This is a genomic window from Streptomyces sp. NPDC051211, assembly GCF_040689505.1.
Lineage (GTDB): Bacteria > Actinomycetota > Actinomycetes > Streptomycetales > Streptomycetaceae > Streptomyces.
On the sequence record NZ_JBFBAV010000017.1, the window covers coordinates 15,515 to 30,480 of the forward strand.

Consider the following 14,966-nt stretch of genomic DNA (forward strand, 5'->3'; position numbering starts at 1 on the left):
CAAGATCAAGACCCATACGGAAGCCGGCCGCCTGCGGTGCTGATCCGGCTGTGGGAGCGGCACGGCCCGGAGGCGGTCCAGGCCCTCATGGAGGAGCAGCAGTTCCCCGGCCGCTCCAGCGGCGCCAAGCACCCGCTGCCCGCGGTCACGCACAAGACCGTGCGGCAGGCTCTGGCCGCCGCCGACGGACTCGCCCTGCTGCGGGCCCGGCTGACCGCCGAGGAGGACCCCGGACGGCTCGTCTCCCTGCTCCGCAGGACAGCCGCCAACTCGGTCGCCGAACGGGTTCGCCACCTCGCGGACGAGGGAACCACCCTGCCCTGGCCACAGCTCCTGCAGGCCCACACCGCCGAGCCGCTGTCGGCGGACCTGCTCTGCACCCTCGCCCTGCAAGCCGACTGTCCACGACCGCTGCTCCTGGAAGCGCTGGGCGCCAAGCCCCTGCACCGCAACGCCGACGGCATGGAATGGCTGCTCCCGGCACTCAACGACGGCCGCCTGCCGGCCGTCGACGTCCTGCGGCGATGCCGCCCGGCCCCGAGGTCGTCTCGTTCCTCGTCGACACACACTCCCGCCGCTCCGAAGAGGAGGGCGAGGGCCCTTCCTGGCATCCGCTGTATCGCGAGGCCCGGAGACTGGTCCGCGAGCAGCTGGGCACCGACCCGCAGGCCTGGACGACGGCACTCCGACTACTCCCGGACTTCACCGGCTCCTTCCCCGAACTCCTCTCCACCGCGACTGCAATGACCGCCTGATCACCAGTGACGCGAGCGCGGAGGTCGGTTTCGGTTGGGTGTCCGCCCGGTTCGTGCTCACGCCGCGGGCCCTTCTGGCCGCATCTGCCCTGCCCGGGCACTTGTAGGCCTCGGGGGCAAAGCCGGGCGGGCGGCCCCGCCGGCCCCGGTGGCGGCCGCGTGCCGGTGGGCACGGGCGAGGGACGCGCATTCGTCGCACGGTCGTCACCGTGGGCAGTTGCGCCCGTGAGGCGGGTACTTCCACTCCCGTAGCTCGGCCGACGCGTTCGGCGTGGGTGGCGAGGATGGCGGAAGCCGCCCTTCGGATCACCTGGGGCCGCCCCTTCAGGTGATTGCCGGACCTCTCACGAGCCAGGCCGCTGTCCCAGGGGTACGAGGATTCATCAGGTGATGAAGCGCAACCTCAGTGAGGAGCTCGACGATGTACGCAGCAGTCCGGCGGTACGAAGGGGTGAGCGATCCGAGTGAGGCAGGACGCCTGGTGAAGGAGAGGTTCGTGCCGCTCATGCGGGAGGTCTCCGGCTTCGTGGCCTACTACTGGGTCGATGCCGGGGACGGAGTGATGGTCTCGACCAGCGTCTTCCAGGACCGGGCCGGTGCCGAGGAATCGGTGTCGAGGGCGGCAGAGTTCGTGCGGGAGAACCTTGCGTCACTGCTCCCAAACCCTCCCCAGGTCATGGCGGGTGAGGTCGTGGCTTCCGCGTGAGAGCGTTCGGACCGGGCCCCGAGGCGCGGTCGGTCCCCCTGCCGGACGGGATCGGACGATCGTGAGCCATGACCTCACCGCGGGCCCACGCACAGGAAGCACGCAGAGCGGACCAGGGCCAGGCGAACCCCCAGGGCGGCGCCCCGGCGACCCGGATCGGACACGAAGGCGCGGGCGGTTCGCTGCCCGTGACGCCGAAGGAGCTCCCGGCCGACAACCCCCATCTGGGTGCCGATGGCCTGACCGGTGAACTGATCGACGCAGAGCTCGCGGTACTGACCAGCACCATCGCCGCGCTGCAGGCCACCGACAGCTTCCATCCAAGATCCTTTGAGAGGGGGCTCCCGAGGGTTCCTGCTGGGATTTAAAAGTGCTGGTGCGGTCGGACGGTGTCGCCATTCCCTCTTGTGGTAACGGTGTGACACGAACAGTGGCTCCTGCGTGGCGGTGGTGAACGGCCCGGTTTAGTCTCGTTCCGCATGCCCTGAGAGGTCCGCGGGGGCGGACCCTTCCGTGATGTGCTCACGAAAGGACATCCCCATGCGAATAGCCGGATTTCTCGCTGTCGTCGCTGTCGTCGCCGTGGTCGTGGCCGTATCGGGCTGGAGGAAAGATCCGTCACCAGAATGGGGACATCCGAAGCTCAAAGCCACTTTGAATGACTTCGATGCAACATTGGAAGGTCGCTGCGCCGCTTCAGTTCCTGACGGCTGCCTAGGTGAAATTCGATCGGCTGCCCTCGTGATGAATCGCAATTCTGAATCGCCACGTGGGAAGGCGACTGAAGGCGCAAGCAGAACGCCAAGTTTGCTGCCGTACAGCGATTACGCCCGGCGGTGGCCTTAGCCGCGAGGTGCCGACGAGATGACGTCCCCCTCCCCAAAGGCGCTTTCCATATTCCGCCCCGTCACCGCTCAGGCCATGGCCGCCTGGTTCGCAGCCTTCCTCTCCATGGGTGCCTACTGTCTCGCGATGGCCGTGCACGGCACCTATCCTTTCGGCGGGCGGTCGCGCGCGGTCAACGATCTCGGCAACCAGTTCGTACCATTCCACGCCCACCTGTGGGATCTGATGCACGGCAACACGACCGGCGATCTGTACTTCAACTGGTCGAGTGGATACGGCACGCCGTTCCTGGGTGACTTCTTCACCTACCTGATGAACCCGTTCTCCTGGCTCGTCGGGGGCTTCCCGCGCCACCTCGTGGAACTTCCGGTGTTCCTCGTCACCCTGTTCAGCATCGGCCTTGCCTCAGGCCTGATGACCGTCTTCCTGGGCCGACTGCACCCAGGCTCCCCGTGGCTGCGAGCCCTTCTCTCCGTCTGTTTCGGCCTGAGCGCCTGGACAATCTCCGACGGCTTCGCAGACCCCATGTGGATGTGGGGTCTGGTGGCGCTACCACTCCTCGGGATCGCCTACGACTGGTGCCTGCATCGGCGGCGCTGGGTTGCCGGCACCCTGCTCGTCACCCTCTCCTGGGCAGGGAATTTCTATACCGCGGCCATGGCCACCCTGGGCATGGCCGTGGTGCTGCTCGTGCGGCTGTTCCTTGACGTGCGGGCAGGCCGGGAGCGGCTGAACACCTTGCTGCGCGCTGCTTCCATGACCTTGTCCGGCGTCCTTCTCGCCGCGCCCGTGCTCACGGTCAGCCTCAAGGCGAGCCGGGCATCGCAGCCGGCGCCGGTGAGGGGCTACGAAGGACCACCCACCGTCGCCGAGTACCTGGCGCAGCTGTTGCCCGGAGGGCTGTCCGAGGGACCGCGCGTCTCCGTGGGCATGCTGCCCCTGCTGCTCATCGCCACTTTGCCCTTCATCCGCCGGGTGCCACTCAGGGAACGTTTCTGCTGGCTCTTCCTCCTCGCTGTGATGGCAGGTTCGTTCATCTGGCTGCCCACGATCTTGCTCTGGCACGGCGGGGCGATGCCGAACGGGAGCCCCTACCGCGCTTCCATCGCGCTGACCGCCGTCCTGGTATCCGTTGCCTGGCTGGCGCTCGCCCGTGAGCCCCGCCCCAGGGAACTGCTGTGCGGAGCGGGCGTCGTACTCCTCCTGGTCGTGTTCGTCCGGGACAGCCCCCACATGAGCCGCGGGCCGTGGTTGCTGGCTGCCGCCGGCCTCGTCCCCTTGGCACTGTTGCTGACGCTGGACCGGTACCGGGGGCGTCGCGGATCGCGCGCAGTGCTGACTGTGGCCCTGGCCGGAACGGTCTTTCTCACCTCCGCCTACACCGTCTTCAACACCACGGTCCTCCGAGACGCCTACGACTGGTGGAGGCCCAAGCGCACATACGACAGCGAATCCCTGGCTACGTACAAATTCCTCAAGTCGGCCGATGGCTGGCCGGTCACCCGCACGGACCCCGGGCCCCATGAGTACGCCAACAACGACCCCATGCTGCTTGCCGGACAAGGAGGTTCCTACTACAGCAGCTACGTGCCCGCCCGCACCGCCGGAGCATTGCACCGGCTCGGTGCGGGCTGGTTCATCCAAGGCCGGCACACGCTGAGCTTCACCGACCCGGTCAGTCGGGCGATCATGGGAGTCAGCCGCTATCTCGACCGGGGCACGGGCCCCCTCGGCCTCACGCAGCGAACGGTGCCGGCACCACCGATCGTCACTGTCCGACCTCCCGGTACGGTCCTCGACCGCGCCGGCACCGACGCCACCGTCTTCGCCCGCCAGGAACGAGTGCTCGGCGCACGCGTATACGAGATACCCCGGCTCCGTCCCTCAAACGGTTCTCCCCCCAAACCCGTCCCCGGCCGCGGCTGGGCCCTGGCCGCGGGCCCGGACGGCAGCTTCGGCCGGACATTCACCGCGCGCTGCAGACCAGGCACTGTGGCGTACTGGTACGCACCCTGGTTCTTCGGCCGGGTCGAGGCACAAGGCCGAACGGTCAAGAGCTTCGGCCGCCACAGCATGACGGGCAACGGTCTGACCGCTCTGGGGACGGTACCGGCGAACGGAACGATCACCGTGACGGTCGTCTCGGGGCGCAGGCAATACCTTCCCCCAAGCCCGCTCGGCTGCCTGAACCAGACCTCACTCGACCACGCCGTCCGCCACCTGCAGTCCACCGGACCGCAGCAGCTCCGCGCCGGCGGTCATTCCATCGAAGCCACTTTCGCCTCCGGAACAAGGGGAACCGCAGTCGTCTCCGTACCCGCCACCTCCGGCTGGCAGTGCGCGGTCGACGGGGCCCGGGCCACCACACCACGCACACTCGGTGGCCTGATCGCCGTCAACCTGGGCGACGGCGCCACCACGCTCCGGTGCACCTTCCGCCCACCGGGCCTGCGGCTCGGCCTGGCAGTCAGCGCCGCTGCCGCCGTCATCGTGCTGCTCGTGGCAGGCGGAAGCGCGCTACGCACCCGCCGAAGGGCGCTGAGGTGAGTGACCGCTGGCACCGGTGGCTCTGTTCACGAACACCTGAACTGTGTCGCGTTCCATACTCACGAGAGGGGGCAGCACCGGCTCAGCCACCGCCGTGAGGCTCGGTGGCAACGCACGACGTCGCCCGGGTCCTCTACTGCACGTGGTGGTACCAGCGCCGGTGCACCGCAGGTTCGACGCACAGTACGGCGGCGCCTGCGATCGTGCCGACCAGCAGGGCGGACCCACCGCCGCCGTTGAGGACCGCGCCGAGGCAGGCGGCGGCAATGGCGAGCGGGCGCAGCAGCGTCAGCGGGCCGAGGCCGATGACGACCGCGAGGGTACTGGCGCGAAACGGCAGGGCGAGGTAGGCGGCGAGCAAAAGCAGTACCGCGGCGGCGTAGACGGTGAGCGGGAGCAGGTAGCCGAGGCCGCCGGCAGCCAGAGTGTTGTAGGTCCGTGCCTGGTCGCGTGTGGTCAGCAGCAGGAGGGCGGCGGTCAGTGTGGGGGCGAGCAGCAGGACGGCCCCGACGGCCAGCCCGCGCAGGGCGGCTCGGGCGGTGGCCCGTTGTTTACGGATGCGGGCGTCGCTGCCGGCATAGGCGCGGAAGCCGCTGAACGCGGCGTCGACCAGAGCGAGGAGTACGAGCGGTATGGCGGTCGTCATCGGGTGGTCCCGGCAAGCTGCTCCGGGCCGACCATGCGGCGTGCGTCCCGCCCGAGAGCTCGGCGAAGCGGCGCCTCCAGTTGCGGGCGTACCCCGATGACCGGGCGCAACGTGGTGCAGAACGGGTTGACCGCGCCACGCGGCTCGTACAGCAGTGCACGGATGCCGGGTACCGCAGCGGCGCGCAGCAGTGTCTCGTCGCTGTGCGCGCGCAGTGCGGAGACGACGCCGTCGTGGCGGCCGAGTGGGCTGCGCATCCGGGCACGATGGAAGATCCAGGCGCCAACGGGCGCGAGACTGGTTGCGGCGATGTCGAAGTGGCAGAAGGCATGCGCCGGCGAGGCGGCCTGGGCCTGGAAGAACTCGGCCAGAGCGGGACCACGGAAATGGTGCAGGACGCCGGTGGAGACGTAGACGGTCGCGGCTTCCGGCAGGTCGAAGGCGTTTCCATGGACGAAGCGGCATTCGAGCCCCTCTGCCCGGGCGAGCCGGTCCGCTTCGCAGACCAGCGTGGCGTCGAGGTCGACCCCGACCAGCTCGACGTCCGCGCCGAGGGCGTTGGTAGCCGCCAGCCAGCGGACCAGGTAGCCCAGGCCGCAACCGACGTCGACCAGGCGGTACGGCCCGGGCTGCCCGGTAGTCGACCGAATCGCGGTGAAGAGCGGGCCGAGTAGGTGGACCAGGCGTTCGCCGATCCGTAGCTCCTCGCTCAGGCGCTGGAGCTCGGTGTGCACGCTGATGAGCAGGCGGTCCACGGCGTGCGGGTCGAGTACGCCGTCCTGGTCCGTGGGCAGCTCGGCAACGATCCGGGCCGCGCGCTTGTTTCCGCTCTCGAGGAGCTGCTGGATCACCTCGGCGCGCCGGACCGGGAGCCGGTGGCCGCTGCGTGGCTCCACCGCCGTGATCAGGTCGGAAATCTCAAGTTGGTGCACGAGGCAGCACCCTACGGCTCCCCTGCCAAGCCCGGCGGGCCGGCTCCCCCCGCCGTGGAGTGTCCACGACCTCCCGCGTTCTCTCGGCACCGGTGCTGTCGAGACCCGTGCACATTTCGATTCGCTCGAGGGCGCCGGCTGCCTCCCAAACTGCTGCACAAGTGCCGTCCGTTCTCATGGACAAACCAGTACCGGGGAGACACGGGGCGCCGGCACGACCGGTGTCAGTGGCGGACCGCGCGGTGCCAGATGGAACGTGGGCGGGGGGCGTCAGGCTGCGAGGTGACCGACGGCCTCGTGGTGATGTGCAAATCGGCGTCCAGGCCGAGGACCGCCATCGAGGCCGGACCGGCCGCCTCCACCAAGCCAGCCGGAGCGCCCGTGTAAAGCATCCGGGACTCATTCCAGACCGGCGAACCGCCCGTACCGGCCGTGCTGATCGTGCCCGCACTCCCGCGACCTGCGAGCAGGGGGCCCGCGACACTCACTGAGCCGTAGCCGGCCCTGCCGCCGGCTTCGATGACCGGGGAAAGGTCCGGTCCCGGCCTGCCCGCAGTGGCCAGGGTCGTACGGACGACGCCCGAGCCGGGACTGCGGAAGAACAGTCGGACCCCTTCGCCGTCAGGGGACACCGACAACGGGACCGTGGTCGGTGGCAGCTCGGTGGGCAAGGGGCCTTCGAGCGGAGAGTCCGGGGTCTGCTGGATCCAGGCCAGCACGGTCTCGCCTGTGGCCACGTACACGTGGCGCCTGCCCGCCGCATCGGTCGCAGTCGCGGGCTCGCCCTGAAGATCGGCGCCGCCCAATGCCTGCCATGCGCCGAACGAGCCGTTCGGCGCTGACTGCGCGCGTGCGCGCAGCGTGCGTTTCGAATCGCGCACGTACACCGTTATTCGGCCCGTCCGGTCCACCGCGACCGAAGGCCCGCTGATCGCCGAGGTACCCGCGGCGTCCGTCGTCTCCGGGGTGCCGAGTGCCTGCCACGGGCCGAACGCGCCGTTGGGCGAGGCCTGGGTGGTGTACACGATGCCGCGACTGTAGTCCTGCGGCTCGGCTCCCAACGTGGTGCGCGTGCCGAAGACCGCGATCCTGCCGTCGGGCAGCCGGACCGCCGTCGCGCCCTGGTCCATGCCAGTGCCGGGGAGGAGCTCGGGCCCCTCCCAATCCGCCCGGGGGTCGCTGCGGGACCAGTACGCCATCCGCCCGTCCAGGACCGCGAAGGCCCACAGCCGGCCTGAGGTGCCTTCGGCCATCCACGAAGTGCCATCACCGCGGCTGTAGCGGATGCTCTCGCTCCAGCCGTAACCGGCCGGCCGGGCGGCTGTCTTGCGGTCGCCGCAGCCTGCGGGGCTACCGCACCACTCCTGGTGGTCGAGCCAGGCGTAGGTCTTGAGGTAGCGGAGCTTCTCCTCGGCCGTGTGCGGGTCGAGCGTCGAGGGGAGGGAGGTGTTGTGGTAGCCGCTGTAATTCTGGACCGAGAAATGCGGCCGGTCTGTCGACTTCGCGTAGCGCTCGGCGGCTGCTTGTATGAAGCGGGCACCGTACATGTGGTCCTGGTGGTCGATGAATAGGCCACTCTCTTCCCACACGCCGGGCGTCGGGTCCTGCAGCCGTATCGTGGTCGGCTTGTACTGCTCGAGCACGTCCGCGACGGTGCGTACGACCTGGTCCTTGGTGTACGAAAACGACTGCTTGACCGGCGTCTCCGAGGCCAGTTGAGCCCCCAGGGCGGCTATCTTCCCGTCCCACAGGCCCCGCAGACTGTCCGGGTTCTCGCCGTCGATGCTGCGCGCCTCGCGCAGCTGCAGCCATACCAGGTTGATCTGCGGCTTGGCGACGAGGACGTCCACCTCCGCGAACCCGCCGCCGGCCGTGGGTACGGACTTCCGCTCCCAAGGACTCGTGCGGTCACCGGTGGCCATCTGCGCATAGGCGCCCCGGATGCCGTTCTGCCGGGCCTCCGCGTACGCGGCGCGATCAGCGGGCTGCACGGGATCCTCCACGTGCTGGCCGTGAGCCTCGTTCCGGCCGTCGGACTCGCCGGAGGTGAGGTAGGCGGTCGTCACCTTGGTACCCGCCTGTATGGAGCGGCTCAGGTCCGGGTTCATGAAGAAGAGGTCGTCGTCCGGGTGTGCGACGACATGGAGCACGGAGCCCTCGGTCACGCTCGCGCGGGCGACCGTCTCGCGCGCGCTGGACGGCTGCCCCGTCCCGTGGCCGTAGGCCACGGCTATCACCGAGCCGGTACCAGCGGAGAGCACGGCGAGCAGGGCCGCGAGACGGATGCTGCGGAGGAGGGACATCTGCGCGCCTTGAGGGTCGATCCAGCGGCGATTCCGCCGAGCAGGTGAGGTCAGTGCATCTACGGGGAATGTGGTTCACCGTGTTGCGGAATCACTGATTCCGGCGGCGACCCGGGCATGATTATGCACTTGTTTATGTGGTTGACGCGCCGTCAAGTCTCATATGCAGTAGAAAGATAGCAATAAGCATTTCGTGATGGATAGGCGGGTTTGGTAAGAATTTGCAAGTTTGACCGATTTCGGTGTGAATATGTCAACCTCGACGCGTCGGTGGCGCAGACCGAGTTGAGCGGATCAGGAAGCGCCGGCGGAAGAGGCTGCTGGCGGCGTGGTGGGACGCGGCGCTGCTCAAGCGGGAGGTCTGCGCATTCGATACGTGGCGCCGATGAGTTCTGTTTGCACCACTTTGCGTGCCGGGACCAGCTGCGCCGAGCCAGCGCGTCATCAGCTGCGATGTGCCGGTTGGTGTCAGTGGGGCGGTGTCAGGGGACGAGGCTTGGCCTGGTGCAGGAGCGGGCTCGGCGGCGGCAGCCGGCCGGCTGCGGTGCGGGCGCATATCTGCCAGGTTCCAAGAATCCTGCCCGCCGGCCAGAGGGTGCCGGTGACAGCCGCCGACCATGCGATGAAGGACCAGGCCGGAGCCAGGGAAACGGCTTCGGTGTCATCCAACGCTGTCCTCGACTCTTACGAGGGAGGCTAGGGAGGCTAGGGAGGCCGGCAGGCATCCGGCCACCACGATGATCCCGGCGGCTGCGGTCAAGCCCAGGCTCGCCTCAGGGGAGGCGCCGGCCAGGCGCGGAATCGCGTTGAGGGGTGCTGCTGCGCATATGGCCAGGATGGCCCAGCCCCGGGCGCGTACTGGTATGAGTCGGGCGCGCAGGCGGGCGGGCGCCCAGCCGCCGGCCATCGCCGACCCGGCGGGCAGCAGGTTGCCGCCAGAAGCCGGCGACACGGCCCCTCCGGGTCACCCGGTGCTCTCGACCAAACCCAACAGCCTCTCGAAGCTCCGCTGGGCCCCGCTCGGGGACGATGCCTACGGCGTGCCGGGAAGCCGAACCGTGACGAGGAGACCGCCGGCGGGGCGGGGGGCGAGGCCGAGGGTCCCGTCGTGGGCGCGGACGACGCTGTGCACGATGGCCAGGCCGAGGCCGACGCCGGCGTGCTCGTCGATGCGTACGCGTTCCGTTCCGCGCTGGAAGGGTTCGGTGAGGGTCGGTACCAGTTCCGGCGGGAGCCGACTGCCCGTGTTCTCGACCCGCAGCACGCTCGTGTCGCCGTGCGCCTCGGTGTGGACCGTCACGGTGCCGCCGGCGGGGAGGTTGTGGACGATGGCGTTCTGGAGGAGGTTCGTCACCATCCGCAGCAGGAGCTCCGCGGAGCCGCCGGCCGGGGCTGCCCCGCCGGTGACGTCGAGCGTGATCCGGCGCTGTTCGGCGAGGGGGAGCAGCGTTTCGGCGGCTTCCTCGGCGATGAGGGAGAGGTCGACGCTCTCGCGGGTGAAGTTTCCGCGGTCGCCGCGGCTGAGCAGCAGGAGGGCCTCGATGAGGCCGATCGCCCGCGTATTGACAGCGTGCAGGCGTTCGATGAGTTCGCCCCGGTCCCGCGTGGGGTCCTTGCGGGCGACGTCGAGGAGCGTCTGCGAGATGGCGAGCGGGGTGCGCAGTTCATGGGAGGCATTCGCGGCGAACCGCTGTTGCTCGGCGACGTGGGACTCGAGTTGTTCGAGCATCGAATCGAACACGTCGGAGAGTTCACGGAATTCGTCCTGGCGGCCTTCCATGCGGATCCGGTGGGACAGCGACCCGTTCCCGGCCATCCGCGCCGCGGCGGTGACCTGTGTGAGCGGCGCGAGCATCCGGCCGGCGAGGATCCATCCCCCGACGAGGCCGAACACGAGCAGGAAGACCATCGCCACGAGCGCGGCGGGGGCGAAGGTGCGCACAAGGAGGTAGCGGTTGGGCGCGATGCCGAGAAGGCCCTTGGGGTTGTCGGGTACGTAGCGCAGCAGGAACACCCACACCACCGCCAGGAGGAGAGCGCCGGCGACGGCGAGGAATCCGGCGTAGCTGAGGGTGAGTTTCAGTCGGGCGCTGGGCCCTGGGCGTCTATGCATGCGTACTGCCGGTGCGGGTGGTGTCAGGGCCGGTGTCGATGCGGTAGCCGACGCCGGGCACCGTGGCGATGATCCATGGTTCGCCGAGCCGTTTGCGCAGTGCGGAGACGGTGATGCGGACGGCGTTGGTGAGGGGGTCCGTGTTCTCGTCCCAGGCCCGTTCCAGCAGCTCTTCGGCACTGACGACCCCGCCCTCGGCGGCGACGAGGACTTCCAGCACGGCGAACTGTTTGCGGGTGAGCGCGACGTAGCGTCCGTCGCGGAAGACCTCCCGGCGGAAGGGGTCGAGCCGCAGGCCTGCGATCTCGCGGACCGGGGGCCGGGCGTACGCGCGTCTGCGGTCGAGCGCCCTCAGCCGCAGGACGAGCTCCCGCAGCTCGAACGGTTTGGTGAGGTAGTCGTCGGCGCCGAGCTCGAACCCGGAAGCCTTGTCATCGATCCGGTCGGCAGCGGTGAGCATGAGGATCGGGGTGCCGCTGCCGGAGGCGACGATGCGCCGGGCGACCTCGTCGCCGGAGGGGCCGGGGATGTCGCGGTCGAGGACCGCGAGGTCGTAGGAGTTGACGCTGAGCAGTTCCAGGGCGGAGTCGCCGTCGCCGGCGATGTCGGCGGCGATCGCCTCCAACCGCAGACCGTCACGGACGGCTTCGGCCAGGTAGGGCTCGTCCTCCACGATCAATACGCGCATGTCTGAAGCCTAAGCAGCACAACATATCGCCGACGTATGCAAAGACGTGTGCACACCGGACACACGGCTCAGCCGACCGGTGCCGGTGCCGGTGCCGGCGCGGGTCGACACTGGTCCGACGGCGCCTCCGCCGCAGTGCGCCACCAGCGACGCGACGCCAGCGCGGCCAGCATGGCGCCGGCGGCGTTGACCAGTACGTCGTCCACGGAGGACACCCGGTCCAGCCGCAGGACGTACTGTGCGGTTTCGACCAGGACCGAGCAGCCGGCCCCGACCGCCAGGATCCGTGGCACGGACGCCAGGGCCGCGAACCGCATCGGGGTGAAGAACCCCAGCGCCGCGAAGATCAGCAGGTTGCCGACGATCCCGGCCGGCCCCATCGTGAGCAGGTCCCGCAGCGGTACCAGGCTCACCCGGCCGGGGACGGTGCCGGCCCCGGCGCCCGGCATCATGGTCATCCATATGAACGGCACCGTCCCGTGGACCATGCCCACCTCGGCCAGCGACATCCGCCACGCCGATGTGCCGCCGGCGGCGCGCCGACGGCGCGCCAGAGCCCACACCACCAGCGCGGCCAACGGCAGCGCGGCCAACGTGATGAGCACCACACCGTTGAACGTACCGAAGCAGCCGTGCCACCGCCCGGCCATGCACATCGGAGCAGCCATCATGAGCGGCCGCCGCACGACGAACGCGGCGCTCGCCACGGCGAGGATCGACAGGCTCAGAAGCACGATCCTGCGCGTGCGGCTGGGCGGTGCTGACAGGGATGCGTTGTGGTTCATGCCCTCATTGGAGACGGAGGGCCGTTGCGGTGGCATATGCGGTTTTCGATACGCCCGCGATATACGGAATCCCCGGCATCGAGGAACTGGCCCAGGTCGGCAGTGAGATGGTCCCGCCGCGGGTGACCGCGCCAGCCCGGCTACTACAGGTGCTGGACGACTCGTCCGTGAAAGCGCACTGCCGAGCAGACTGGTTCTGCCCGTCCACACGGAAGAGGCGGCGGCGGCAGATGAGGGCGGCGGCTATGCCGACAAAGGCCGGGAAGCGATCGGCCTTGCGCATGTAGCTGCGGTGCAGTCGGAGGCAGGCCGCGAGCGAGCACACGGTCCTCTCAACGACGCACCGGTGGGTTGTGAGGACTCGATGCCCTTGCGGCCGGCCAGGAGGGCGATGCGGTGCCGGATTCGGCCTTTGCGGAGCCATCGGCGCAGGTGGTCGTAGTCGGAACCCTTGTCGGCATGCGGCATGCGGATGCGGCTTGCCTGGCCGCCTTCGGTGCAGACCTCGATGGGTCGCCTGGCCGCCTACGGCGTAGATCCCGACGGGACCGGATCGGCGGAAATGCCGCGCACGAGCGTCTCCACGCCCTGACTGTCGTGCATGTTCGCGCCGGAGATGCCCAGGGACAGAGGCAGTCCGTTCCGTTCGGTGATCAGGTGGATCTTCGATCCCGGTTTGCCGCGGTCGGTCGGGGGCGGTCCGGTCAGAAGCCCCCCTTTGCGGCCCGGAGCCTGACGGAGCTGATCCGACGTCTAAGGAGGTCGACCGGCCTGGTTCGGGGCCGGGAATCGCGGTGGCCGGCCAGATCACTCCGTTACGGGCAGGCACTCGGCGAGCAGGTTGACGACGTCGCGCCAGGCTCGCTGCGCGTGCCGGGGGTGGTAGCCGATGCCGGGGAGCACGGTCTGGTCGACCGGCGGGTGGTGGAAGGCGTGCAAGGCGCCACCGTAGACCGTGAGGCGCCAGTCGACGCCCGCCGTCTGCATCTCGGCGGTGAACGCATCCCGTTGCGCGGGCGGCATGATCGGGTCTTCCGAGCCGACCCCGGCCCACACGGGGCAGCGAATGCGCGCTGCCTCGCCCGGTCGGCCCGTGGTCAGTGCGTTGACCGTCCCGATCGCGCGCAGGTTGACGCCGTCGCGCCCGAGTTCCAGCACGATTGCGCCCCCGGTGCCGTAGCCGACGGCGGCGATCCGGTCGGGGTCGGTCCGCGGTTCGGCGCGCAACACGTCGAGCGCCGCATGGCCGATGCCCCGCATCCGGTCGGGGTCGGCGAGCAGGGGGGTCACGTGCGCCAGCATCTCCTGCGGGTCGGTGAACCAGCGCCCGCCGTTGATGTCGAAGGCCAGCGCCACGTACCCCAGCTCAGCCAGGGCGTCGGCCCGACGGCGCTGGAAGTCGTTCAGCCCCGGCCCCTCGGGCCCGATCAGGACCGCGGGCCGGCGGTCGACACCGGCCGGGAGCGCGAGGTGCCCGATCATCGTCAGGCCGTCGGCCGGGTACTCGACCGTGCGCGTCGTAATCGTCGTCATGAGACTGGACCGTAGTGATCACCGAGCCCGGTCGGGCCGGTGTTCACCGCTGGCAGAACAGCGCGGCTGTGCCTCTGCAATGCGGCGATGGCTCACAAGATCCGTCACAAAGCTGCGGCGCCGCGAGATCGGCTTCTCCTCGCTGCAGGAGCGCCCGGACACCACCACCCCCGACTGCTGGCTCATTTTTCACGTCGTCGCCGCTTCCGCCGAGTTCGTCCTCGAACTCATCGTCACCGGAACCCGCGAAGGCCTGGACGCGCCCGCGCCCGCGGTAGGTCGGCGGCCGCCCCACCGTCGCCACCCCCGAGATCATCCGGGCCGCCCGCGACACGCTGCCCAACCCCGCGAACTCGTTCACCTCGATCGCCAAGCTTCCCGGGGTCGCCCCCGGCACCTCTACAACCACATCCCCGTAGGAATTCTGCGGTGCTGCCCGCATCCCCCAACTCACGACCGGCTAACCGGTGGTGCTACCGGCCGTCCCGATCCTCCCCAGAGGCCTGGACGGCGCACAGGCCGAGCGATCCGCCCCGTGACTGTCAGAGACGTCCGCTGCTCGGACACGCCTGCTGGCCTCGGGATCATCTGGTGGCTTCGGCCAGCTCGTCCAAGGCGACCCGCCCACGAGCGGAACGGTTGAGCCGGCCTCGTACGAGATCCGACACCGCCGTGTTCGCGGCGCCTGACGCTGCGGCGGATGGAGCTTGCGCAGCCATCGCCGCCAGGTCGGGTGGGTCACCGTCGGCCCCCTATGCCGTCCCAGTCCCATCACTATGGTCATGCTCGCGACAACTAGGGGACCTTTTCGGAAGCAGCGGCCTTGGGGCCATCGGCACACCTCCACTGCCTGGCCGCCGCGGATGGTCCGGCAGTACCACGCTCTGGGCCGACTCCGGTCACGGCGCCAGCTCGTCACCTGCCGCGTCCGGTGACGCCACGCTGACCACCCACGACCTCGTCTTCACCCACCAGGTCCAAGTCAAGGGCCTGCACATCGGTGTGCTGGCGGCCGCAGCACCGTCCCTCTACCAGTCGTTGCTCGTCGAGATCGAGACACTCAGAGCCCAAGGCGTGTATCCGCCCGGCAACTCCCAGGTTCACCCCCTGGC

Annotated in this window: 12 protein-coding genes and 1 pseudogene; 3 read left to right on the forward strand and 10 right to left on the reverse strand. The window is 69.3% G+C overall.

What is annotated here, in order from left to right:
* Positions 1–36: 36 nt before the first annotated feature.
* Both AB0447_RS18575 and AB0447_RS18580 read left to right on the forward strand, forming a co-directional pair.
* Complete coding sequence (locus AB0447_RS18575; protein ID WP_366477763.1) at positions 37–747, forward strand: hypothetical protein; 711 nt, start codon at positions 37–39, stop codon at positions 745–747.
* A gap of 429 nt (positions 748–1,176) precedes the next feature.
* Positions 1,177–1,461 (forward strand): hypothetical protein, encoded by a 285-nt coding sequence (locus AB0447_RS18580; RefSeq protein ID WP_366477764.1) that lies wholly within the window; start codon positions 1,177–1,179, stop codon positions 1,459–1,461.
* 74 nt (positions 1,462–1,535) lie between these two features.
* On the opposite strand, the gene AB0447_RS18585 is transcribed toward AB0447_RS18580, so the two are convergent.
* Positions 1,536–1,781 (reverse strand): hypothetical protein, encoded by a 246-nt coding sequence (locus tag AB0447_RS18585; RefSeq protein ID WP_366477765.1) that lies wholly within the window; start codon positions 1,779–1,781, stop codon positions 1,536–1,538.
* 544 nt (positions 1,782–2,325) lie between these two features.
* Between AB0447_RS18585 and AB0447_RS18590 the strand changes: the two genes are divergently transcribed.
* On the forward strand, positions 2,326–4,854 hold the full coding sequence (locus tag AB0447_RS18590) for a YfhO family protein (RefSeq protein WP_366477766.1): 2,529 nt from the start codon (positions 2,326–2,328) through the stop codon (positions 4,852–4,854).
* Positions 4,855–4,987: 133 nt separating this feature from the next.
* Here the strand turns inward: AB0447_RS18590 and AB0447_RS18595 are convergent, their stop codons facing one another.
* The 9 genes and pseudogenes from AB0447_RS18595 to AB0447_RS18635 form a co-directional block, all read right to left on the reverse strand.
* The gene (locus tag AB0447_RS18595) at positions 4,988–5,500 is read right to left on the reverse strand and encodes a hypothetical protein (protein ID WP_366477767.1); all 513 of its coding nucleotides are present in this window, start codon (positions 5,498–5,500) and stop codon (positions 4,988–4,990) included.
* Entirely contained in the window at positions 5,497–6,432 is a 936-nt protein-coding gene (locus AB0447_RS18600) for a class I SAM-dependent methyltransferase (protein WP_366477768.1), read from the reverse strand. Before AB0447_RS18600 ends, AB0447_RS18595 begins: the two co-directional genes overlap by 4 nt.
* A gap of 224 nt (positions 6,433–6,656) precedes the next feature.
* Positions 6,657–8,735: a PIG-L family deacetylase gene (locus AB0447_RS18605; RefSeq protein WP_366477769.1), complete on the reverse strand. Its 2,079-nt coding sequence runs from the start codon at positions 8,733–8,735 to the stop codon at positions 6,657–6,659.
* 1,033 nt (positions 8,736–9,768) lie between these two features.
* Positions 9,769–10,848, reverse strand: a complete 1,080-nt coding sequence (locus AB0447_RS18610; RefSeq protein WP_366477770.1) for a HAMP domain-containing sensor histidine kinase — start codon at positions 10,846–10,848, stop codon at positions 9,769–9,771.
* Positions 10,841–11,536: a response regulator transcription factor gene (locus tag AB0447_RS18615; protein WP_366477771.1), complete on the reverse strand. Its 696-nt coding sequence runs from the start codon at positions 11,534–11,536 to the stop codon at positions 10,841–10,843. The genes AB0447_RS18610 and AB0447_RS18615 overlap by 8 nt, the downstream gene beginning before the upstream one ends.
* A gap of 68 nt (positions 11,537–11,604) precedes the next feature.
* Positions 11,605–12,321, reverse strand: a complete 717-nt coding sequence (locus AB0447_RS18620; RefSeq protein ID WP_366477772.1) for a VanZ family protein — start codon at positions 12,319–12,321, stop codon at positions 11,605–11,607.
* Between the two features lie 214 nt (positions 12,322–12,535).
* Positions 12,536–13,067, reverse strand: a pseudogene (locus AB0447_RS18625) (transposase); the annotation flags it as partial.
* A gap of 61 nt (positions 13,068–13,128) precedes the next feature.
* Complete coding sequence (locus AB0447_RS18630) at positions 13,129–13,854, reverse strand: dienelactone hydrolase family protein (protein WP_366477773.1); 726 nt, start codon at positions 13,852–13,854, stop codon at positions 13,129–13,131.
* A 43-nt stretch (positions 13,855–13,897) separates the two neighbouring features.
* On the reverse strand, positions 13,898–14,227 hold the full coding sequence (locus AB0447_RS18635) for a hypothetical protein (RefSeq protein ID WP_366477774.1): 330 nt from the start codon (positions 14,225–14,227) through the stop codon (positions 13,898–13,900).
* Between the last annotated feature and the right edge of the window lie 739 nt (positions 14,228–14,966).

What these genes read in the sequence shown, in the direction of transcription:
- AB0447_RS18590 (WP_366477766.1), top strand. Translation starts at nt 2,326, where the DNA reads ATGACGTCCCCCTCCCCAAAGGCGCTTTCCATATTCCGCCCCGTCACC.
- AB0447_RS18615 (WP_366477771.1), bottom strand. Translation starts at nt 11,536, where the DNA reads ATGCGCGTATTGATCGTGGAGGACGAGCCCTACCTGGCCGAAGCCGTC.
- AB0447_RS18605 (WP_366477769.1), bottom strand. Translation starts at nt 8,735, where the DNA reads ATGTCCCTCCTCCGCAGCATCCGTCTCGCGGCCCTGCTCGCCGTGCTC.
- AB0447_RS18610 (WP_366477770.1), bottom strand. Translation starts at nt 10,848, where the DNA reads ATGCATAGACGCCCAGGGCCCAGCGCCCGACTGAAACTCACCCTCAGC.
- AB0447_RS18585 (WP_366477765.1), bottom strand. Translation starts at nt 1,781, where the DNA reads ATGGAAGCTGTCGGTGGCCTGCAGCGCGGCGATGGTGCTGGTCAGTAC.
- AB0447_RS18580 (WP_366477764.1), top strand. Translation starts at nt 1,177, where the DNA reads ATGTACGCAGCAGTCCGGCGGTACGAAGGGGTGAGCGATCCGAGTGAG.
- AB0447_RS18630 (WP_366477773.1), bottom strand. Translation starts at nt 13,854, where the DNA reads ATGACGACGATTACGACGCGCACGGTCGAGTACCCGGCCGACGGCCTG.
- AB0447_RS18595 (WP_366477767.1), bottom strand. Translation starts at nt 5,500, where the DNA reads ATGACGACCGCCATACCGCTCGTACTCCTCGCTCTGGTCGACGCCGCG.
- AB0447_RS18620 (WP_366477772.1), bottom strand. Translation starts at nt 12,321, where the DNA reads ATGAACCACAACGCATCCCTGTCAGCACCGCCCAGCCGCACGCGCAGG.